The sequence below is a fragment of the Butyrivibrio sp. AE2032 genome, assembly GCF_000702965.1.
On sequence record NZ_JNLF01000003.1, the window covers coordinates 1,148,834 to 1,169,062 of the forward strand.

General features: G+C 43.1%; 21 protein-coding genes. 3 read left to right on the plus strand and 18 right to left on the minus strand.

The annotated features are described in order from the left end of the window. Positions 1–16: 16 nt before the first annotated feature. The 3 genes from BO18_RS07140 to BO18_RS07150 all read left to right on the plus strand — a co-directional run bounded on the left by BO18_RS07140 (position 17) and on the right by BO18_RS07150 (position 3,294). Positions 17–1,447, plus strand: a complete 1,431-nt coding sequence (locus BO18_RS07140) for an MBOAT family O-acyltransferase (RefSeq protein ID WP_034444892.1) — start codon at positions 17–19, stop codon at positions 1,445–1,447. A gap of 16 nt (positions 1,448–1,463) precedes the next feature. After that, positions 1,464–2,492, plus strand: coding sequence for a hypothetical protein (locus tag BO18_RS07145; protein WP_185752368.1), 1,029 nt, complete (start codon positions 1,464–1,466; stop codon positions 2,490–2,492). 121 nt (positions 2,493–2,613) lie between these two features. Beyond that, positions 2,614–3,294, plus strand: coding sequence for a hypothetical protein (locus tag BO18_RS07150; protein WP_034444896.1), 681 nt, complete (start codon positions 2,614–2,616; stop codon positions 3,292–3,294). A 56-nt stretch (positions 3,295–3,350) separates the two neighbouring features. On the opposite strand, the gene rsgA is transcribed toward BO18_RS07150, so the two are convergent. The 18 genes from rsgA to BO18_RS07240 all read right to left on the minus strand — a co-directional run bounded on the left by rsgA (position 3,351) and on the right by BO18_RS07240 (position 20,223). After that, positions 3,351–4,322, minus strand: coding sequence for a ribosome small subunit-dependent GTPase A (gene rsgA / locus BO18_RS07155; RefSeq protein WP_034444899.1), 972 nt, complete (start codon positions 4,320–4,322; stop codon positions 3,351–3,353). A gap of 280 nt (positions 4,323–4,602) precedes the next feature. After that, positions 4,603–5,112, minus strand: coding sequence for a methylated-DNA--[protein]-cysteine S-methyltransferase (locus BO18_RS07160; RefSeq protein ID WP_242856526.1), 510 nt, complete (start codon positions 5,110–5,112; stop codon positions 4,603–4,605). Between the two features lie 76 nt (positions 5,113–5,188). Beyond that, positions 5,189–5,743, minus strand: a complete 555-nt coding sequence (locus tag BO18_RS07165) for a hypothetical protein (protein WP_242856527.1) — start codon at positions 5,741–5,743, stop codon at positions 5,189–5,191. Between the two features lie 8 nt (positions 5,744–5,751). Continuing rightward, entirely contained in the window at positions 5,752–5,973 is a 222-nt protein-coding gene (locus BO18_RS07170) for a hypothetical protein (RefSeq protein ID WP_034444902.1), read from the minus strand. After that, entirely contained in the window at positions 5,957–6,256 is a 300-nt protein-coding gene (locus tag BO18_RS07175) for a hypothetical protein (RefSeq protein ID WP_034444905.1), read from the minus strand. The genes BO18_RS07170 and BO18_RS07175 overlap by 17 nt, the downstream gene beginning before the upstream one ends. Before the next feature lie 277 nt (positions 6,257–6,533). Then, positions 6,534–7,034: an ORF6N domain-containing protein gene (locus BO18_RS07180; protein ID WP_081861039.1), complete on the minus strand. Its 501-nt coding sequence runs from the start codon at positions 7,032–7,034 to the stop codon at positions 6,534–6,536. Positions 7,035–7,169: 135 nt separating this feature from the next. Further along, on the minus strand, positions 7,170–7,553 hold the full coding sequence (locus tag BO18_RS07185; RefSeq protein ID WP_185752369.1) for a hypothetical protein: 384 nt from the start codon (positions 7,551–7,553) through the stop codon (positions 7,170–7,172). Further along, positions 7,540–7,776 carry a hypothetical protein gene (locus BO18_RS07190; protein WP_034444909.1) on the minus strand — a complete coding sequence of 79 codons (237 nt, stop codon included), beginning with the start codon at positions 7,774–7,776 and terminating at the stop codon, positions 7,540–7,542. Before BO18_RS07190 ends, BO18_RS07185 begins: the two co-directional genes overlap by 14 nt. A gap of 116 nt (positions 7,777–7,892) precedes the next feature. After that, entirely contained in the window at positions 7,893–9,614 is a 1,722-nt protein-coding gene (gene rlmD, locus BO18_RS07195; RefSeq protein ID WP_034444912.1) for a 23S rRNA (uracil(1939)-C(5))-methyltransferase RlmD, read from the minus strand. A gap of 20 nt (positions 9,615–9,634) precedes the next feature. Beyond that, complete coding sequence (locus tag BO18_RS07200; RefSeq protein ID WP_034444914.1) at positions 9,635–10,132, minus strand: tRNA (cytidine(34)-2'-O)-methyltransferase; 498 nt, start codon at positions 10,130–10,132, stop codon at positions 9,635–9,637. Continuing rightward, positions 10,133–11,566: a HAMP domain-containing sensor histidine kinase gene (locus tag BO18_RS07205; RefSeq protein WP_034444916.1), complete on the minus strand. Its 1,434-nt coding sequence runs from the start codon at positions 11,564–11,566 to the stop codon at positions 10,133–10,135. Then, positions 11,567–12,268, minus strand: coding sequence for a response regulator transcription factor (locus tag BO18_RS07210; RefSeq protein WP_034444918.1), 702 nt, complete (start codon positions 12,266–12,268; stop codon positions 11,567–11,569). A 13-nt stretch (positions 12,269–12,281) separates the two neighbouring features. Further along, complete coding sequence (locus BO18_RS07215) at positions 12,282–14,672, minus strand: endonuclease MutS2 (protein ID WP_034444921.1); 2,391 nt, start codon at positions 14,670–14,672, stop codon at positions 12,282–12,284. Positions 14,673–14,780: 108 nt separating this feature from the next. Further along, a complete protein-coding gene (locus tag BO18_RS07220) occupies positions 14,781–15,701 on the minus strand; it encodes an ArsR/SmtB family transcription factor (protein ID WP_034444924.1) in 921 nt (306 codons plus the stop codon). Positions 15,702–15,714: 13 nt separating this feature from the next. After that, positions 15,715–16,611 carry a carbohydrate ABC transporter permease gene (locus BO18_RS07225; RefSeq protein WP_242856528.1) on the minus strand — a complete coding sequence of 299 codons (897 nt, stop codon included), beginning with the start codon at positions 16,609–16,611 and terminating at the stop codon, positions 15,715–15,717. 12 nt (positions 16,612–16,623) lie between these two features. Beyond that, positions 16,624–17,541, minus strand: a complete 918-nt coding sequence (locus BO18_RS07230) for a carbohydrate ABC transporter permease (protein WP_034444926.1) — start codon at positions 17,539–17,541, stop codon at positions 16,624–16,626. Between the two features lie 93 nt (positions 17,542–17,634). Then, positions 17,635–19,113, minus strand: a complete 1,479-nt coding sequence (locus tag BO18_RS07235; RefSeq protein ID WP_034444928.1) for an ABC transporter substrate-binding protein — start codon at positions 19,111–19,113, stop codon at positions 17,635–17,637. 165 nt (positions 19,114–19,278) lie between these two features. Further along, complete coding sequence (locus tag BO18_RS07240; protein WP_034444931.1) at positions 19,279–20,223, minus strand: 3'-5' exoribonuclease YhaM family protein; 945 nt, start codon at positions 20,221–20,223, stop codon at positions 19,279–19,281. Positions 20,224–20,229: the final 6 nt, after the last annotated feature.

Sequence of the window (20,229 nt, forward strand, 5' to 3'; positions counted from 1 at the left end):
TATAAGGGGAGATAATATGACATTTAACATTCAAAGCCTTGCCTTTATGGGGGCCGTATTTTTAGTATTCTATTTTATCAGGCGACGGGCCAGGGCCTATTTTCTTTTGGCAGCAAGTATTGCCTTTATCGCGTATCTTGATGTAAACTCCTGCTACTGGGTTCTTGCAACCTCCGGAATTATATATGTTTGGGGCCTTATAGAAGGCTTCCTTACGAAAAGAAATAGACCTCTTGCCAAGGTCTTCATGGCCACTGGCGTTATTCTTTGCGCCTCCTCATTATTCCTATTAAAGCATGTGGCAAAATGGAACTTTTCTGACGAGATTCTTAAGAGCCTTATCATGCCACTGGGCTTTTCCTACTATATTTTCCAGGCAATCGCCTATATTGTGGATATTTATCAGGAGAAAATGGAGCCCGAGGGAAACATCCTGTTCTTTTCTCTTTACATGTGTTTCTTCCCAAAGTTTCTCAGCGGACCTATTGAGGCGCCTGAGAATCTTCTTCCTCAGATCAAGACTCTTCACAAGGTTTATATGGACGATGACAACAAAAGAATTTTCATCGCTTTTCCTACGTTACTCTATGGCTTCTTTATGAAGACAGTGGTGGCAGACAGGCTTGCCATGTATGCGCCGAAGATTTTGAATTTCCCACACATTTATGGCAGCCAGTGGCTCTTTTTAGGAATGATCATGTTCACCATGCAGATATACTGTGACTTTGCAGGCTACAGTGCAATCGCCATAGGATTCAGCAGAGCTCTTGGCATCAGACTTACGGAGAACTTCAATGCCCCATATCTGTCACCGGATATTACTACCTTCTGGAGAAGATGGCACATTTCCCTGTCAACCTGGCTCAAAAACTATATCTATATCCCACTGGGAGGAAATCGGAAAGGTCTTCCAAGAAAGCTTCTTAACACGATGATCGTCTTTATCGTATGTGGTCTCTGGCACGGCGTGGGCCTTAGCTTTGTGATCTGGGGAGCTCTTCACGGGATTTACAGCATAATTGACACTCTTTTAAAGAACCGCAAAAAGAAGGGCGATAGCACCAAGATAAAGACCATCCTCTGCACAATAGTCACTTCCTTTGCAGTAGCTGTGGCCTGGATATTTTTTGGGGCTCCGAACACCAAGTTTGCACTGAACTTTATCTATAGAATGCTCAGGTTTAGCACTGGTGAGATTCCGCTGGATATTCAGACTTTGGAACTTGGCGTTAAAAAATTCGACTTAAATCTCATACCTTATGGAATTGTTGTATTTGCCATGGATCTTTTTATGTTGAAGATGAAGCTTCCTTTTGGCGAGGCTCTGCATAAGGTTTCGCCGGCCATCAGGTATCTGGTGGAATACCTTTTGATACTTGCGATAATTCTTTTAGGTGTCTACGGACCAGGCTACGACGCTGCAGACTACCTGTATCAGGATTTCTAATGGAGTTAATATGGAAATGAAATTAAGAAAGCATCTTTTGCAGAAGAAAAATATTCTTCGCATCGCATTTATAATACTCACGCTGTTCTCACTCTGGTACTGGAACGGAGTCATGAGCGTAAAGAACGACCACGGTATAACCCAGGCAACGGCTGTATACTATCAGCCCAAAAACACCGTCGATGTTGTCATGATGGGTTCCAGCCACATCCATTACAACATAAACACAGGAATACTGTGGCATGACTATGGGATTGCTTCTTTTGACTACAGTGGAGCTGAGCAGCCCCTTTGGATCACCTATCACTATCTGGTAGAATTCTGCAAGCATCAAAAGCCCAAGGTAATGGTCCTTGATCTTTATTCCCTTGCCAACAACAAGGACGATTACCAATATGACTGGATAAAGCCCAACATTCTTGGCATGCGCTTTTCTCTGAACAAGCTCCAGATGCTTTATGACAGCGTGGAAATTGAAAAGATCGGAGACTACTTCCCGTCAATTGCAGTTTATCACGACAGGTTCAGCGAACTTACCAAGGAAGACTTCATCTACCCATTTGTCCTTCAAACCGAAATGCAAAACTTTAAAGGTTTTGCCCCTTCATTTGAGACTAACAGTCAGGAACAGCCCACCTGGAGCCAGACCCAGAGCGGCGGAATGACCCTGAAGCAGGAGCTGTACCTTCAGAAGATAATTGACTATACCAAGAAGCACAACATAGAGCTCTTTTTAATAGTAACGCCTTACATCACCAACGACGAGGATGAGCTGGTTTACAACCGTGTTAAGGAAATTGCTGCCATGAACGGTATAGATTTCAACAGTACCAACTACGACTATGATGAGATCGGCCTTGATTTCTCCAGGGACTTTTATGACCGCTCGCACCTGAACTACAGAGGCGCCGAGAAGTTTACCAATTACCTGGGAAAAGAGCTAAAAAGCCTCTTCGAAATTCCTGACCGTCGTGGCCAGGAAGGCTACGAATCCTGGGACAGGGACTACGAGAATATTCAGGAAATGATGGAAAAGAATTCGTAACTCAACACGTTTTTGTGTGACAATACTGTGACATATGGCCTGATATAATGCGTACATAAGGATAAGAAATATCCTTACGTACGCATTTTTAATTTATTAAGAGAGAAAAGGAGATGGCGATATGAGAAAGATGAGTTTAATTGCAGCAGCTATTGCTTGCGCAGTAATTTTCGTATTTGGTTTTTCAGGCTTCAAGTCAGAAGCAGCCATGCAGGGACAGTCACTTGGCGGATGGTCTCTTGTAGACAACAATTCGCCTTCCATGATGAAAGATGAAGACAGCGCACGTATCAAGACAGTGCTCCAGGATCAAGGCTACAACTTTAATGTGTTAGATCTGGTGGCAACTCAGGTGGTATCCGGTGCAAATTATATGTACCTTGTATACGGAACAACTGCAGATTCCACAGTTCCCGGCTACTATTTTGTAACTGTCTATGAAAACACACAGGGTGTCGATTCAATAGTTGGAGTATCTCCTATAGATGTAACATCCATCCAGACAGGAGCTCCATTAGGATTTGGAGCAACAGGAGCATGGGTAGTACGTGGCACAGGCAAAGCAGGAATGCTTCCTGATCAAAATGCGCAAGCTTCCTTTGATGCCATCAACAATGGTGATGTAATGTATAATCCGGTTGCTCTTCTTGCAACACAGGTTGTATCCGGAACAAATTACAAAGCTCTTTGCAGGGGCAATGATAAGAACCTTTATGTAGTAACCTGGTACAAGAATCTGCAGGGCAACTCAAGCCTTACATCATCAGAATGTGTTAACATCGGTGCATATTCAGGATTATAAGAATGGTAACCCAAAGCTGTCCTCTTCAGGAGGGCAGCTTTTTTAGTTTAGTCATATTAGAATCTATTTTTCATTTTCTTTGCAGCTTTAGCCCATTTTGATATTTCTTTTTTCTTGGCGTAGTTTTTGATGTTCTCCACGCTCAAGGATCTATACAGGTTATATCGCTCCAGAGAAAGCTCGCCACTCTCTATTGCTGCTTTTATAGCGCAGCCCGGCTCGGTATCATGCTTGCAATCACTAAATTTACAGCAGCATTCCAGCTCGATAATATCTGAAAAGGTATTATCGATTCCCTGTTCTGTGTTTGCCATTCCAATCTCCCTCATACCGGGAGTATCAATGATGGATACGCCATTAGGTAGTTCAATCAGCTGCCGATGGGTTGTGGTATGCCTTCCTGTGGAATCAGATTCCCTGACTCCGGAAGTCTTCATTATTTCCTCCCCTACAAAGGTGTTCAGAAGGGTAGACTTTCCTGCTCCGGAGGAACCCATGAGACATATTGTCACACCAGGTTTCATATACTCCTGTAATTCATCAACGCCTATTCCATATAGCGCAGAGATCGCATGTACTCGCACCTTGTCAGATATGCTCTCCACTTCCCTTACATACCTTCCATAGTTGCTGCACAGGTCTGATTTTGTCAGAGCCACAACCGGAACAGAGTTTCCCTGTAGTACAACACTTACATATCTGGCAATTCTGTTATAGCTATAGTCCTCATTAAGTGATGTGACGATAAACGTGTAGTCCACGTTTGCCACCATATACTGCATCACTCCGGTTTTTGCCTGATCCGGCCTTTGCAAAAAGCTCTTTCTCTCACAGACTGACTCAATAAGTGATTCTCCCGAAGGATTATAAATAAAGTTCACATAGTCACCTACTACCGGGAGTTCATCCGCCTCTCCTTCAAAGAAGCTCCCCTTAAGCCTTGCAGGGATATCATTATCCTTATATCTTATGGTAAAACTGTTCTTTTGAATGGCAGAAATTCTGCCTGTCGAAAAATTATTATTCATTTTGATTCTCCATTTCTGTTCTATGTTATCAGTCCTTTGGGTTATACAGAAAGGGAGCCCCTATAAACAGAGTGCCAAATGGCAAAAGAAAACCGTGACTAAGAAGCCACGGTTAAAAGATTCATATTGGGTATTTCTTTAAAAATCGCAAACCGAGGTTCTCTTTCTGTATGAAGTTACAATCTCTGTTCTCTTTGCACTCATTATTATGATTACCTCGCTTTCCTTTTTATTTTATAACAATGATATTGTATCAGTATCACGTACTGATATCAATACACTATTTCCACTGAAGTATATCAAGATCAACCTTCCCGCCAGAAACAGTTATGCCTTCCGCCTCCAGCAGCTTTGCCTGTGCTCCTGCTCCTCCAAAAGCAAACTTCCCTGACAGTTCTCCTTTAGCATTCACAACGCGATAGCAGGGAATACTATCCGGATCCGGGTTCTTGTGAAGAGCATTCCCTACAGCTCGGGCCATCTTCCTATCCCCAGCAAGTTCCGCAATCTGTGAATATGTAGCAACATGACCATATGGTATCTTCTTTACTACCTCATATATTCTCTTTGAGGGGCAATCGCTGATAAGGTCATAGCTCTCTGCAATCATGAGTTTGATATCTTCATCCGGAATGGTTTCGTCAAGGATGATTGTATTCCAATGTTCCTTGTTCTGATGATATCCCGGGATTACTGATTTGTGGATATTTCTCCAGAAAAAAGCCTTCTCAGGATCCACTTTCACATTCAAATTGATATATCCATCCCTTTCCACTTTCTTCTTTGTCATAATAACGAAATCCTCCAAAATTATTGTTGACATCCAACGCAAATCTCTTTAAGATAAAAACCAAGAAATGGGTTTTTTACTGAGTAAGGTCTTCGGACTGGAAAAGGTTGCTCGTTTCTTTTTTTATGTTCATAATGTCATAAAGATATTTCTTTCCGTCCTGTGCATGTCTAAAAATCATGGCTGCATGAAATACATTATACCTTTCAACCTCTCCATCACTCCCAAATACCGGCAATGCAAATCTTGATTCATACTTATACCAGCCATACATTGCATCTTTTTTATGTTTTGCCTTGGAATTCTCGGTAAACACCACGTTGGTAGCTGTACTAATTAATTCTGGTAATCCTTGCGTAGCATTAGCTTTGGCCTTCTCATTTGCTCCTTTTAAAATAATCGTATATTCAGAATGTGTGTATTCATCAGGTAAGTCCGCCCCAATATAAACTACTTCATTTGAATCCGCTATAGTATAGAAATCCCCGACATAACCTCTAAGATATTCTTCAACATCCTCCCAATTAATTCCGCGCTTTCCCTTGAAAATAATATCATTTATCATGACAATGTTGTTTCCGTCTGCATCCTTAATTACAGACACATTTCTCCCAATATTTCCTTTTTTCATTAAACTCCTTACTCCCTATCTAACCACCCACTTAAATTTACAGCTATTATTTTGTGGTCACATTTTGTGACCTCAATTCTGTTTGCGGTCGATTTTTTCGTCCGCAAGTTTTCAAGGTGAATTTCTTCACCTTGAACCTTGTGGTACAATTTTTGCACCGCAAATCTTGAAGTCGCATTTTTCAAACTCAACTTGAGGTCAAAAATTTTGATCTCAAGTTTGTAATTCATTTTCCCCTGTCTTCTCCTGCATCTTCTTCAGTTCTTCGTAGTACGCCTTGTACCTATAAGCAGTCCGGCGGCTGATCGCACCCTTAGCAACAATCTCCATGATAGTCATGCCACCTTCATATTGAATCACGAAGTCGTTATATGATTGCATCCAATGTTCATCATGCTTCTGTCTACCAGCAAACTTTTTGCTCTTGTAATATTCAAGTTCCTCTTTGAGCTTTGCATTCTCTTTCTCAAGCTCTGAGATTCTTTTTAATGCATCTTCAATTGTTGTGATCATATCTCGCCCTCCTGTGCCAATATTCTCATGGCACAATTATAGTATTGCGCCACCCTTGTGTCAATTTAATCATGGCACTTAATCTGTTTTCTCCTGTTCTTCATGTTTCACATTCCTATGACGTTTAGAATATTTTGCAAATGCTCTCAGTATTTTTTATAACATCATGTCACAGAGTCATTTCTATAAGATGAACAATCGCATCCTTCACCACTATGCAAAACACCTGCGGGCAAATACCCACAGGTGCTTTCAAAGCTACTATTTAATTTTTTATTCAGTTCTTCTGATGATCAATTGCTCCTGCCATTTGCACAGATAACTCTGAAACCTTAGCAGTAACCATGCTCATTTCGGACTGAGTTACAAACTGCTGATTCTGACGGATATAATGACGCATTTCCTTAAAAGCTCGCATAATAAAAATGCTTTGTTGCTCAGCTAACTCACCTCTAAGAACTGTCGCTAACATATAAATTCCTTGCTCTGTAAAAACATAAGGCATTTTTCTTCTACCACCATCCTGCCCTTCAAAAAATGAATCATTCCGTGAAGTCGCATTTTGCGACTTCACCAAATCAACTTCCTCTCTTGTCAATTGAAACATAAAATCTTCCGGAAATCTGTTTATATTTCGTTTAACCTGCTCATTTATTCTTTTGACTTCATATCCATAAATATCAGCTAAATCACTGTCGAGCATCACCTGTTGCCCGCGTATCGTATATACACAGTTTCTAATAGACTCAACTGTGAGTAAGTCTGTTGTATTTTTCATAAACACTATATCCCTTTGCATTTCCTTTTTTGAAGTCACAAATTGTGACTTCATATATTCTATATTCAAACAATGTGATTTTTGTGGTCGCAAAAATCGACCGCAAACCACCTTTTCAAATTTTTAAACTCTTTCCTACATCTCTTCAAGACTTTCTATCTTCTTCAAGGCCTCCACATAAGCCATAAGTCTCTTCTGCTGTTCTTCTCTAAGATTGTGATAATCTTCAATCATCTGAATATCTCCCGGCGTAAATTTGCTTTCAGGACTTGCTGCAGCAATTTCCTCTTCATCCTCAATTCCTTTACCGGTAAGAAGTTGCTCCGGAGTAATTTGCAAAACATTACAGATGTCCATTATCTTTTCTACAGTAGGATTGGTCTTTCTCTTTTCCTTTCTAAACTTACATAATTTGGCGCCGTATTTTTTACAATGACAATAATATTCGCCTAATGTAAAATCCATAACCATCTTTATGTAAAAGTTCAGTAAAAGTCTTGAAAAATCATATGAACTCATGATTGTATAGATAGATTCCCCCGCCAAACAGTCCCATGAACACCGCAGGGTACCCTATAAAGCAAAATAGCCAAGTTATTTCAGGTAATATCAATCTTCCAATCAGTCCCCATATCAAACCGCCAGTTAATCCATATAGTATTGTTGTAAGCCAAATAAACATTGTAATTTTATGATTCTTCTTGACCTTCAAGTCATTTACAAAACTCCATATTTTAGACATGCTCTGCACCTCCTAGCGCAATGCTAGCAGATACATGTAAAATCTATTATCAACATTGGTAAAATGTACGTAAAAAAACTCGTGACCACCAAATACCGATAGTCACGAGTTTTTATTTATATCATCTGAAAATGTTTTAGAGCTTCTTCAATCGCTTTAACCTTTTCCTCCGGACATCCAGGCTGTCTGCTATTCTCAGATTTTGGCTTATTGTAATTCTCTCTTTCTATAATCCCATGCTTCTGCTTTACCTGAGCAATGTTCAGATTTGTCACATGAAATCCATAGTGTTTATGCACCCATTCTTCGATTTCCTTGTATGTGGCCTTTGTCTCTGCACTTGTAGCATCAATCTCATCAAGATTAATTTCTATCTCGATATGATCATCAGGCTTTTGTTGGGACAGAAGAACAACAGTCTCCACATGGCTGCTCCAGGGGAACATATCGCAGGGACGGATGGATTTTAGGGTGTAGCCGCCGTCTGAAAGGTATCGTAGGTCTCTAGCAAGGGTTGCGGAATCGCAGCTTACATAGACGATACGGTCAGGAGACATCTTTAGCATGGTCTCAAGACACTTTTCGTCGCAGCCCTTTCTAGGGGGATCTACTACGATAACATCAGGGTTAAGGGCTGAGCCGCCTTCCCCTTTAGCGTAAAACTCAGGAAGAACCTCCTCTGCTTTTCCGCAGAAGAACTCCGCATTTTCTATGCCATTTCTAAGTGCATTCTTTTTGGCATCCTCTATCGCCTCAGGCACGATCTCTATTCCGTAGACCTTTCCTGCTGCCTTTGCCATAGATAACGTGATGGTTCCTATTCCGCAGTAAAGATCCCAGACAGTCTCTTTTCCTGTAAGGCCGGCGTATTCTATGGCCTGGCCATAAAGTTTCTTCGTCTGGGCAGGGTTTACCTGGAAGAAAGAAAGAGGCGAGATTTCAAACTCCAGATCTCCGATCTTATCCTTAATGGTGTCCTTGCCCCAGATAGTATGTACCTCTGTGCCCATTATGACATTGGTCTTTTCAGTATTAATGCTGACAGAAATGCTGGTCATTCCCTGGATCTTCACAAGGGCATCAATAAGCCTCTCCTGGCCCGGAATGAAGTCACGCTTCATCTCCCTGCCTGAAGCCCCATTTCTTGCTCCGTAATTCAGGACAAGGCAGACCATGATCTGTCCGCTTAAAAAGCCCTTCCTTATGAGCACGTGGCGCACAAGCCCATGGCCTGACATCTCGTCATAGGCACTGACATGGAAGCTCTTTATGTGCGAAAGAATGGCATCCAGAATCTCCTCGTTCTCAGTAACCCCGATCATACAATCGGACACCGGGATTATGCTGTGGGTCCTTCCTGCATAAAAGCCTGCCACAGGATTTCCGTCCTTACCTACTCCAATAGGGTACTGTGCCTTGTTCCTGTATCTCCAGGGCTCTTCCATTCCCATGATTGGCTCCATAATGCCTTCCACAAAGGCCTCGTCAAAACCTCCCAGCCTCACAATATTATTCCTGACCTTGTTCTGCTTAAAGAAAAGCTGCCTTTCGTAGGTCATGTTCTGAAGCTGGCACCCTCCGCACTGTCTGGCAACAGGACATGGTGCCTCCTGCCTGAAGGGTGACTTCTCAATGATCTCCTCAAGATGGGCATAGGCGTAGTTTTTCTTGGCCTTCATGACCTTTGCCCTGACCACATCGCCAATCACAGCATCCTTTATAAAAAGAGTATAGCCATCAATCTTGCCTATACCCTCCCCATCGATTCCAATATCTGTAATTTCCACTGTCAGCATGTCATCCTTACGATACTGACCAATCTCTTTTTTGTTAGCCATAAATATCCCTCTGGTCCATTTTACTTAGACCACTTCAGCCTGTGAAGCTCGCCTTCCCTCTCAAGTCCGGCGAAATCATTTTGCCTAAGAGCCTCGTACAACACTATTGCCACTGAATTAGACAGATTAAGTGACCTGATGTCCTCCAGCATTGGAATTCTGATGCAGGTCTCTTCGTTTTCCACCAGTATCTCCTCGGGAATTCCAGCGCTCTCTTTTCCGAACATTATGTAATCGTCCATGGCAAAAGAGACTTCGGCGTAGGTACGCTTTGCCTTGGTGGTGGCGTACCATATCTTTGCCCCGGGATGCTGTGCCTTAAAATCCTCATAGTCTATATATCTGGTAACAGAAAGCTTATCCCAGTAGTCCATTCCGGCTCTCTTTAGCTCTTTTTCACCAAGACGAAATCCCAATGGCTCGATCAGGTGAAGGGAAGTTCCTGTAGCCACACAGGTCCTTCCTATATTTCCGGTGTTCTGTGGAATCTCCGGCTGATGTAAAACTATATGCATAATTTACTCATCCTCTGCATCCATGGCTGCTGCTTTTGGAAGAGAGAAAATAAACTCCGTTCCAACGCCCTGGGTGCTTATTACATTTATGTTTTCCTCGTGGGCTTTGATGATCTCTTTTACAATGGAAAGGCCCAGTCCTGTGCCCTTCTTGTCCTTACCTCTTGAAGCATCTGACTTATAGAACCTGTCAAAGATAAGCTTCTGATCTTCCTTGGGAATACCAATTCCGCTGTCCTTCACCGATACAAAAACCTTGCTGTGCTTTTCCGTGGTCTCGATCTTTATAGAAGAATCATGGTGACTGAACTTAATGGCATTATCAAGAAGGTTATATAGTACCTGCTGGATCTTACTCATATCAGCATTTACCAGCATCTTGTCGTCCGTCAATACCAGCTCAATGGCAATATGCTTATCCCTGCAGGAACCCTCGCAGGACTCAGCCACCTCCCTGATGACCTTGTTGATATCAAAGTCTGTCTTATCAAGGAGCATGCCCTTGGAGCTTATATTGTTCAGCGTCAAAAGCTCATTGGTGAGCTTAGTCAGTCTGTCAGTTTCGTTAATAACAATTCCCAGATACTTACCATGCATCTCCTCCGGTATTGTTCCATCCTGCATAGCCACAAGATATCCCCTTATGGAAGTCAACGGAGACCTGAAGTCGTGGGACACATTGGCAATGAATTTCTTCTGGTCCTCCTCCTGACGGGCAATCTCACCTGCCATATAGGAAAGAGAAGCTGCCAGATATCCCATCTCATCCTCTGACTCCACAGAAAACTCATATCCCATATTTCCCGCAGCGTACTGCTCTGTAGCTGTTGTGATCTTGCGAAGTGGCACATAAACCAGCTCCGTGAAGAAGATCAGGATGATAAGAGACAACAGGAAAAGAACTATCAGCATAAGGTAGGAAATATTTAAAAGGGTATTGGCCTTACTCTGAAGTCCGGCTATAGGAGTATGTATTACCACATAAGCCTGTACCTTGTAGTTAGCTGTAATAGGCGCAAAAACACTGAGCATTTCCTGCCTGAAGGATCCCCAGAAATTACCTGTGGTGTAATAGGAACTGCCTGTTACCGTAGGATCAAACCCATCGATCACTACCTCATTCCCCGGAACCAAAGCTCTGGAGGAATCAAGAACCAGTCGTCCTGATGGGTTTACGATCCATATGGGAGAACCATCCATATACATGGAAAGAGATGTCAGCTCCCCATAAACCGCCTCTAATGATGTTTCACTGTTATAAAGATCTGCCGCATAGGTGTTAGCTATCTGTGTGGCCATCTGGTACATGCTGTCAGCCTTGTCCCTCCTAAGGCGATCATAGGTCATGCCATACACGAAGGTTGCTACCACAACAAATCCAAATATTCCGAAAAGCAGATATGCCAACAGAAATTTGACATATAGAGTTCTTTTCATTTACTGCTGTACCTCAAACTTATAGCCGATACCCCAGATAGTAGCCAGTCTCCACTTCTCGTGGTCGCTTAGCTTTTCACGAAGACGCTTGATGTGCACGTCAACGGTTCTGGTATCGCCGATATATTCATAGCCCCAAATCTGATCAAGGAGCTGCTCTCTGGTAAATACATGGTTTGGAGAAGCAGCCAGGAAGTACAAAAGCTCCAGCTCCTTTGGTGGCATATCCACTCTCTCGCCCATATATGTAACAGAGTAGTTGGTCATGTTGATCTCAAGATCAGGGTATCTGACAACTTTGTCATCAGACACAGGAGTCTCCTGTACCTGTGGCTTAAAGCGCCTAAGAACAGCCTTTACTCTTGCCACAAGCTCTTTTGAATCAAAAGGCTTCTCCATATAGTCATCAGCCCCCATCTCCAGGCCAAGAACCTTATCAAAAACCTCGCCCTTGGCAGAGAGCATGATGATCGGCACCTGTGACTTTGTGCGGATCTCTCTGCAGACCTGATAACCGTCAATTCCCGGAAGCATCAGATCAAGAAGAACCAGGTTTGGTTCAAAGGTGTCAAAGGTGTTGATGGCTGTCTCACCATCATTACATATCTTGGTCTCGAAGCACTCTTTTACCAGATAAAGAGATATAAGCTCTGCAATATTATTGTCATCATCTACGATCAAAATCTTCTGTTTAGTAACCATTTATCCCCCTTGCTTACTTCATAAAAGTAACTATGGTAACGCCCGCGTCACCCTCTCCAAACTCACCGAGTTTAAAGGACTTGACGTAGGGCACACCCTTTAAATAATTATGTACTGCCTGTCTAAGAATACCGGAGCCTTTTCCGTGAACCACCCTGACGTTATTAAGGTGTGATACGTAGGCATCGTCCAGATATTTATCCAGTGCTGCAATAGCATCGTCGCTGTTCTTGCCAATAAGATTTATCTCTGTCCTTATATTGGAAGCCTTTGAAAGATCCATCTGCCCTCCGGAGGTATTCCTTCCGTAGAACTTCTTCATTGCAGCCTTTGGATCCTCATCTCCAACCAAAACCAGGTCTCTGATGTTGGCCTTGGTCTTTATGATTCCGCACTGAACAAAGAGATTTCCATCCTTGTCGGGCTTTGACGATATGGTTCCCTTAAGCCCCATGGACACTATCCTTACAGTCTCACCTAGCTTTAACTGGGATTCCTTAAGTACAGGATGATTCTCCTTTGGCTTTTCCTTCTTGGCAATGGCCTTGTTCTTGTCCGAGATCTTCTGACCAAGACTGGTCCTTGTCCTTTCAAGATCCTGCATAGAGGCATTAGGGCCTGCCTTCCTGAAGACTCGTATGGTCTCGTCTGCAACGTCCTTGGCTTCCTGAAGGATCTCTCTTGCCTGCTCATTTGCTTCACGAAGGATATCATCACGCTGCCTGTCCAGCTTATCCGTCTTTTGCTCAAGCTGCTGACGGAGCTCCTGAGCTTCCTTCTTGTACTGCTCTATCTCAAGGCGCTCATTTTCAATGATCTTACGGCTCTTTTCCAGATCGGCCAAAAGATCCTCAAATTGCTTGTCATCTGTGCTTATCTGTTCCTTTGCTGCCTCGATGATACGATCTGAAAGGCCAAGCTTTGAGGAAATAGCAAAAGCATTACTCTTTCCGGGAAGTCCGATAAGTAGCTTATAGGTGGGCTTTAAGGACTCCACATCAAATTCGCAGCTGGCGTTCTTGACCCCTTTTGTATTCAGGGCATAGACCTTGAGCTCGCTGTAATGGGTGGTTGCCAGTGTTCTTACCTTCCTGGTGTGAAGCTCATTCAGGATAGATATTGCAAGAGCCGCTCCCTCTGTAGGATCAGTTCCTGCCCCCAGCTCATCAAACAGGCACAGCGAGTTCTCATCCGCCTTCTCAAGGATTGATACCGTATTGGTCATGTGCGACGAGAAAGTTGAAAGAGACTGCTCAATACTCTGCTCGTCTCCAATGTCTGCATAAACCTCTTCAAACACCGCAAGCTCTGACCTGTCCCCGGCAGGAATCGCAAGACCAGCCTGTCCCATCAGAGTTAAAAGACCTACTGTCTTAAGTGTTACTGTCTTACCACCGGTATTAGGTCCTGTGATGATAAGCATATCAAAGTCCCGACCGGCATAAACATCAATGGGCACCACTCTGTCCTTGGGAATAAGTGGATGCCTTGCCTTCTTAAGGTCAAAGGCATGATGGTCGTTAAATATCGGCGTTATAGCATTTATCTCAAGGGCATAGGATGCCTTGGCAAAAACAAAGTCAAGATCCGTCATGATCTCGCTGTTATAGCGGATGGTATCCACATGCTCAGCCACAGAAAGGCTCAGCTCTGCCAGGATCTTCTCAATCTCTGCCTGCTCCTGAAGAGCCATCTCCCTGAGTTTGTTGTTCAGTTCTACAACAGCCGCCGGCTCAATGAAAAGAGTTGATCCCGAAGATGACTGATCGTGGACAAGGCCGTTTATCTGAGACTTATACTCAGCCTTAACAGGGATACAGTATCTGTCACCACGCATGGTAACAACTGCATCCTGAAGGTAGGTGCGAAGTGTCCCGTTTATCATCTTGTTCAGTTGTTCATGGATACGGTCATTGGCAAGCATTATCCCACGTCTTATGTGCTTAAGGGCAGGACTTGCCTCAGAACTCATTTCATCCTCTGATACAATACATCTTCTGATCTCTGCAGATACAAAGGTAAGTGGCTCAAGCATCTCAAAGGACTCTGAAAGGGAATCCCTTGCTTCATCGTCCCTTCCGGGTCTTCCATAGCTCTTTACCCTGTTTACATTGTCAAGAAAAGCTGCCAGCCTCAAGAGCCCCGCCATATCAAGAGAGCTTCCGATCTTAAGTGCCTTTAGTGTTCCGGAAAAGTCCCTGTTATCCCCAAAGTTTATAGAACCCTTTTTGAAAATCCTTGCTATGGCATCAGAGGTCTTTTCCTGGTTCTTTCTGATCTCCTTTATATCTGTGGAAGGAAGCAGCTCTTTGCAAAGCTTTTTTCCTGGCTCAGAAGAGGCATGGTCAGTGAGTTTGTTTATTATCTTGTCGTACTCAAGTACGCGTAGTGCTTTAGTGTTCATTGTCGATCCTTATTAAATGCCTTATTTACGTAGTAATCCACATTACAGTTTATCATTTACGCGCAAAAAAAGGAACTGCAAGCTTTATTAACCTGCAGTTCCGTCTTCTCAAATTTCAATGGGACTATATGCCATCTTGACATTGATGTCCTGATTATAATTTCCGAAGCCCCTTCCAAATATGGTAAGTCCGCCCACATGCTCTGCACTGTCCGGTACTTCCAGTTTAAACTTAAGGGCACTCTTGGATGTAAATTTGAACTGATCGATAGATGTATCAGATATCTGGAGGCCATCTATGAAGGTTCCCTTGTGGTTAACCACAAGCATTTTAAGAAGTCCATACTGATTCCAGTTTGGGAACCACCAGTCAGGGGTGAAGATTCCTTTAACATCTCCGAAATCTCCTGGGCTTGTCCAGGTTCCAAGCAGGGTATCATTCAGATAAAAATAGATATCTGAAGGCCATACATTATTTACTCCCGGTGCCTCTGAGCTCAGCTCCAAAGAAATACATATCTCATCTATCCTCTGGTTTGAAGGAACAAAATTTGGAATAGCATACTCAACAAAGCCCTTGGTGAACCAGAGAATATCTGCTTCATACCTGTCCGGATGGGCAAAGTATCTGGTATCGTCCACCTCTCCAATCAGCCTTGTGCTTGTAGCAAGACCACAGGTAGGATATACACAGTAATCTGAAAACAGCCCCACCTTGATGTCTGTGGTATAAACATTCTCATTCTCAGGCTTGTCCTGAAGTTCAATAAGTATCTTGTCCAAATGTACAGAGCACACCTTCTGGTTGCCATGACCGGATGCTTCAGAAGAAACTGTTACAACTCCGCATTCTTCCAGCTTTTTTATATGACTGGTCAGAGCGCCATTGGTAATATTCAGGCGACTTGCCAGCTCATTCATATTCATGGCATTTTCATTTAGAAGTATCTTTATTATCTCGACTCTGACATCTGAGCCAAGAGCCTTAAAAAGCTCTAGTCCCTCATCAAGAGATTTAATATGAAGCATTGGACAACCCCCATTATTTGATTCCGCTGATTGCGATTGATTCAATGATAACGCGCTGGAACAAGAAGAACAATACCAAAGTTGGAAGCATTGCTATTACTGAAGCCGCCATTATCAGGGCATAATCACTCTGTATCGCATAGTAGTGATTGAAGGATCTGATAACCACCTGCAATGTCCAAAGCTTTTCGCTTCGAAGGAAGATCGTTGGTGCAAGATAGTCATTCCAGATTCCCATAAACCACAGCATGAGCTGGGTACCAAGTGCTCCCTTCATAAGAGGAAGGAAGATCTTATAGTAGATCTTGAAATAGTTACATCCATCAATCTTAGCAGCATCCATAAGGTCTGATGGGATGCTGTAAAGATTCTGCCTCAGGAAGAATATCATGCTTACATTTCCAAAGCATCCCGGAATAATCAGCGGTGCTAAAGAATTTGTCCAGCGAAGCTTGGTAAAGAGCACGTACTGAGGGATCATTACTACTGCAAAAGGAATCATGATTGTTGCAAGGAGCGCAAGGAATAAAGCATTCTTGCCTCTGAATTCCATCTTTGCAAAAGCAAAGGCAGCCAGTGATGAAGTGAATCCACCGATAAGAAGTACCGGGATCTCAACCTTTATTGTGTTGAAGATACCGCTTATGAACTGGCCCTTTTTCATAACCTCTGAGTATTTTCCAATGAGGATAGGATCCGGAATGATAGTAAGGGTTCCGGAAAGGATCTGATTCTTTGTCATAAAAGATGTTGCCACCATATAAATAAGTGGGAACACCATTGTTATCGCAAAAAGAAATAACAGGATAAATATTAAAACATTAAACGCCTTCTCCTTGGGAGTTGTGACGTGATCAGACTGATAATCTTTTTTACTAGCTTTTGGTTTGTTCATTAATGCTACATCCATTGTCACACCTCCTTAATCTATAGTCTTAACCCATTTATCCTGGCCCCAGAAGTTGATGGCCGTGATAATGAATATGATTATCGCAAGAATAACTGCAACTGCACTTCCGTATCCCAGCTGGCCATTGGTGAAGGCCTTTTCATACAGATAGAATACAACTGTCGCAGAGCTGTAGTTTGGTCCGCCGTTTGGTGTCATAACCTGAACTTCTACGAATACCTGGAAACCACCGATAAGGGAGGTGATAAGTACATAGAAGGTTACAGGCGAAAGAAGCGGAAGTGTAATGTTGCGGAACTTATTCCATCCGTTGGCTCCATCGATCATAGCCGCCTCATAATAGTCTCTTGGGATATTCTGTAATCCCGCCAGGTAGAGAATGACGGTTCCTCCAAGTCCCTTCCATACCATAAATATGATCAGGGAAATCTTTACCATGTGCTCATCACCGAGCCAGTTAGGTCCGTGCATTCCTGTTAGGAATTTGTATATTCCATTTAAAAGACCGTAGTCATAGTTGAACACCCATGCCCACAAAATTGAAACAGCAACCAGTGAGGATACTACGGGAACGTAGTACATGGTGGTGAGGAGTCTTTTCCCGGGAATTCCTCTGTTAAGTCCCATAGCGATCAGCATACCCAGGATCATTCCGATAGGAATACCGATCATATAGATAATGGTTGTAGCCATGGATTTCCAGAACTTATAGTCTGCAAAAATCTTTGCATAATTGCGAAGCCCCACAATGTTGCCCCACAGCGAATTCATTCCGGTCCATTTACTGGTACTTGCTATAAGTGCGAACACGATAGGGTATGCCATAAAGAGCATAAATCCGACAAACGGAGCTGCTATAAAGAGCCACGCCCATCGCTCTTCTCTTTTTGCCATGGCAGATCTGTGTACTTTAACTTTGTTCTTTGCCATCTTTACTCTTCCCCTGAAAAATCTTAAAAAACGAGCCCCTCAGCAATTATACAGAGGGGCTCTGTTTGGTTTATGATCTAGTGTTTGCCCAAATTACTTTGTAGCAGAATTCTGAAGCTCGATAGCTTCGTCAAGAAGTGCCTGCATCTCAGGCTCTACCTGGTTGAGGTAATCCTGAACTTCGATGTCGCCGTTCTTGATGTTGAATACACCTGACCAGAAAGGTGTGAACCACTCTGAGTTGTATGTGTAATCTGTCTCCTGAAGAGCTGCTGCGTAGTGATCATTGCCATCAAAGTATCCGAAGATTACATCAACGTTTGAAGCGTAAGGAACCTTGCCTGAATTTACAGCGTCCTTGAACTCGCCATAAGCAAGCTCTGTGATGTTAGGAAGCTGGATAGAAGCACCAGTTGAAATACCTGAAACTGCTCTCTGTCCGTCAACATCTGTTGAAAGCTTTGAAACAAGCTCTGCGCAAAGGTCAGGATACTCTGTTGTAGCAGATACGCAGTAACCAACTGATCCCATCCATGTGTGTGATCTTCCATCACCTGAAGGTCCTACAGGCCATCCGCAAAGATTCCACTTGTAAGGGAATGTAGCGTCATCCATGAATGCTGCAACGTCCCAAGTACCACATGCGTAGAAAGCAACCTGGCCATCAAGCCATCTCTGGTATCCACCAAGAGCTGTATCCTGCTCAACAGAAGGTGTAAGGCCATTTCTTGTAAGGTCTGTGTAGAATGTAAGGGCCTCTGTAAGCTGAGGGTTGTTTGCAACGTTAACCTTTGTCATGTCATCGTTGAGGAACTTAACACCGTTTGAGTAAAGGATAGGTGTCATGCCCCACTGATCAGCACATGCAACGCCCCACTGATCAACTTCGCCGTCGCCGTCTGTATCCTTTGTAAGAGCCTTGCAGACCTCTACGAACTCATCGTAGGTGTATGGCTTTTCCGGATCAGGATACTCAAGACCTGCTGCATCAAAAAGATCCTGGTTGTACGCAAATGCAAAGCATGAAAGATCCTTAGGGAATGCATAGAGAGAACCTGTTCCGATGTTCTTGCCGTCATAGCGGTAGATCTCCTGAGTTGTTCCCCAAATGCTCTTTATGGTTGCATCGTCTACATATTTGTCAAGAGGAAGTACATAGCCGTTGTCTACATAAGAACGAACAGCTGCAGGTCCTACGTAGAATACATCAGGCATATCGTTAGCAGTCATGTTAGCGATCATCTTCTGGTTGTACTCATCCTGAGTTGTAACCTCGAATACAACTTCCTTAACCTGATCCTTGTGCTCCTCTACGAACTCGTCGATGAGCTTCTGGTAGATTTCCTTCTCATGCTCCTGCATGTAAAGGAATACGTGGATTGTCTGATCTCCCTCTCCTGCGAGAGTCTCGGTTGTTGACTCTGAGCTTGTCTCAGCAACTGCTGTGTCAGTCTGAGCCTGTGTGTCAGCTGTAGCCTCGCCAGCCTCTTCAACAGTTGTTGTTGAACATCCGGTGAGGATACCAAGTGTCATGCAACCAGCCAGTAAAACACTTAAAACCTTCTTTTTCATAGCAAATCCTCCTAAAAAATTGCGTTAAGTTACATCTGTTACAGCAATTTTACTAAACAGGAGGATTGGGAGTCAATATCTATTTTAGATTTTTCTTAAATATTTTAAATTTTTGTCGTTTTACACAAAAATCTAAAGTTGTTTTTGTTTATCTATAAATGGTATTCAGTCCATTTTTGTTTCAAAGATGTTACTCTCGAAGAATTTGTTGAATCCCTGCCATCCGGGAGTAGTGATATTTGAAAGGATTTCAGTGAAGGTCTCCATCTTCGCATCAGTGTTGTCGGCCAGATTCAATGCCACAGCCTCCATAATAGCGGGCTTTTTGGGAGATCCATACTCAAACTCACCGTGATGAGCAAGGATACAGTGCTGAAGCTCCTGCTTTAAAAGCTCCGGAAATCCTTCAATAAGCCTTGCCTTTTCTCCTACCATCTCACAGCCCATGACGATGTGGCCAAGGAACTGCCCCTCATCAGTGTAGTCATTTACAGGGAAAAGACTCAGTTCCTTTGTTTTACCTATATCGTGGCAGATAGCTGCTGTAAGAAGAAGATCTCTTTTCAGCATTGGATAAGCTGATGCCATATAGCTGCAAAGCTTTGTAACACTGAGTGTATGCTCTAAAAGTCCGCCGATAAAGCCGTGGTGTACAGTTTTTGCCGCGCTGGATCTTCTGAAAAGCTCTATAAAATCCGTATCGTTTACAAAGAATTCCTCAAGAAGCTTCTTGAGATAGGGATTCTCAATAGTGCCAATAATTCCCAAGAGTTCTTTGTACATCTGGTCATTGTCCTTGGAGGAAACAGGAAGATAGTTGGAGAGATCAAACTCACCCTCATGGCACTTCCTTGCCCTTTTGATGTTGATCTGAAGAGCACCGTTAAAGCTGGTCACTTCTCCGAAAACATCGATGCAGTCTGTATCGTCAAACTCATCTATTCCATCACTGTTGGGCTCCCAAATCTTGGCGTCAACAGTACCTGTCTTATCCTGGAGAGTTACGGAATAGTACTCCTTTCCGTTCTTGGTGGTAGCTGACTGTTTGTGCTTGCACATGTAAATGTCAGCAATTCTGTCTCCGGTTTTAAGATCCTTGATAAACTTCATAAAAAA

Coding starts and splice junctions, on each gene's coding strand:
- BO18_RS07150 (WP_034444896.1), top strand. CDS start 2,614: ATGAGAAAGATGAGTTTAATTGCAGCAGCTATTGCTTGCGCAGTAATT.
- rsgA (WP_034444899.1), bottom strand. CDS start 4,322: ATGAATAATAATTTTTCGACAGGCAGAATTTCTGCCATTCAAAAGAAC.
- BO18_RS07185 (WP_185752369.1), bottom strand. CDS start 7,553: ATGAGTTCATATGATTTTTCAAGACTTTTACTGAACTTTTACATAAAG.
- BO18_RS07215 (WP_034444921.1), bottom strand. CDS start 14,672: ATGAACACTAAAGCACTACGCGTACTTGAGTACGACAAGATAATAAAC.
- BO18_RS07205 (WP_034444916.1), bottom strand. CDS start 11,566: ATGAAAAGAACTCTATATGTCAAATTTCTGTTGGCATATCTGCTTTTC.
- BO18_RS07220 (WP_034444924.1), bottom strand. CDS start 15,701: ATGCTTCATATTAAATCTCTTGATGAGGGACTAGAGCTTTTTAAGGCT.
- BO18_RS07175 (WP_034444905.1), bottom strand. CDS start 6,256: ATGATCACAACAATTGAAGATGCATTAAAAAGAATCTCAGAGCTTGAG.
- BO18_RS07180 (WP_081861039.1), bottom strand. CDS start 7,034: ATGAAAAATACAACAGACTTACTCACAGTTGAGTCTATTAGAAACTGT.
- BO18_RS07235 (WP_034444928.1), bottom strand. CDS start 19,113: ATGAAAAAGAAGGTTTTAAGTGTTTTACTGGCTGGTTGCATGACACTT.
- BO18_RS07240 (WP_034444931.1), bottom strand. CDS start 20,223: ATGAAGTTTATCAAGGATCTTAAAACCGGAGACAGAATTGCTGACATT.
- BO18_RS07230 (WP_034444926.1), bottom strand. CDS start 17,541: ATGGCAAAGAACAAAGTTAAAGTACACAGATCTGCCATGGCAAAAAGA.
- BO18_RS07160 (WP_242856526.1), bottom strand. CDS start 5,112: ATGACAAAGAAGAAAGTGGAAAGGGATGGATATATCAATTTGAATGTG.
- BO18_RS07210 (WP_034444918.1), bottom strand. CDS start 12,268: ATGGTTACTAAACAGAAGATTTTGATCGTAGATGATGACAATAATATT.
- BO18_RS07190 (WP_034444909.1), bottom strand. CDS start 7,776: ATGTCTAAAATATGGAGTTTTGTAAATGACTTGAAGGTCAAGAAGAAT.
- rlmD (WP_034444912.1), bottom strand. CDS start 9,614: ATGGCTAACAAAAAAGAGATTGGTCAGTATCGTAAGGATGACATGCTG.
- BO18_RS07165 (WP_242856527.1), bottom strand. CDS start 5,743: ATGAAAAAAGGAAATATTGGGAGAAATGTGTCTGTAATTAAGGATGCA.
- BO18_RS07225 (WP_242856528.1), bottom strand. CDS start 16,611: ATGGATGTAGCATTAATGAACAAACCAAAAGCTAGTAAAAAAGATTAT.
- BO18_RS07145 (WP_185752368.1), top strand. CDS start 1,464: ATGAAATTAAGAAAGCATCTTTTGCAGAAGAAAAATATTCTTCGCATC.
- BO18_RS07170 (WP_034444902.1), bottom strand. CDS start 5,973: ATGAATTACAAACTTGAGATCAAAATTTTTGACCTCAAGTTGAGTTTG.
- BO18_RS07140 (WP_034444892.1), top strand. CDS start 17: ATGACATTTAACATTCAAAGCCTTGCCTTTATGGGGGCCGTATTTTTA.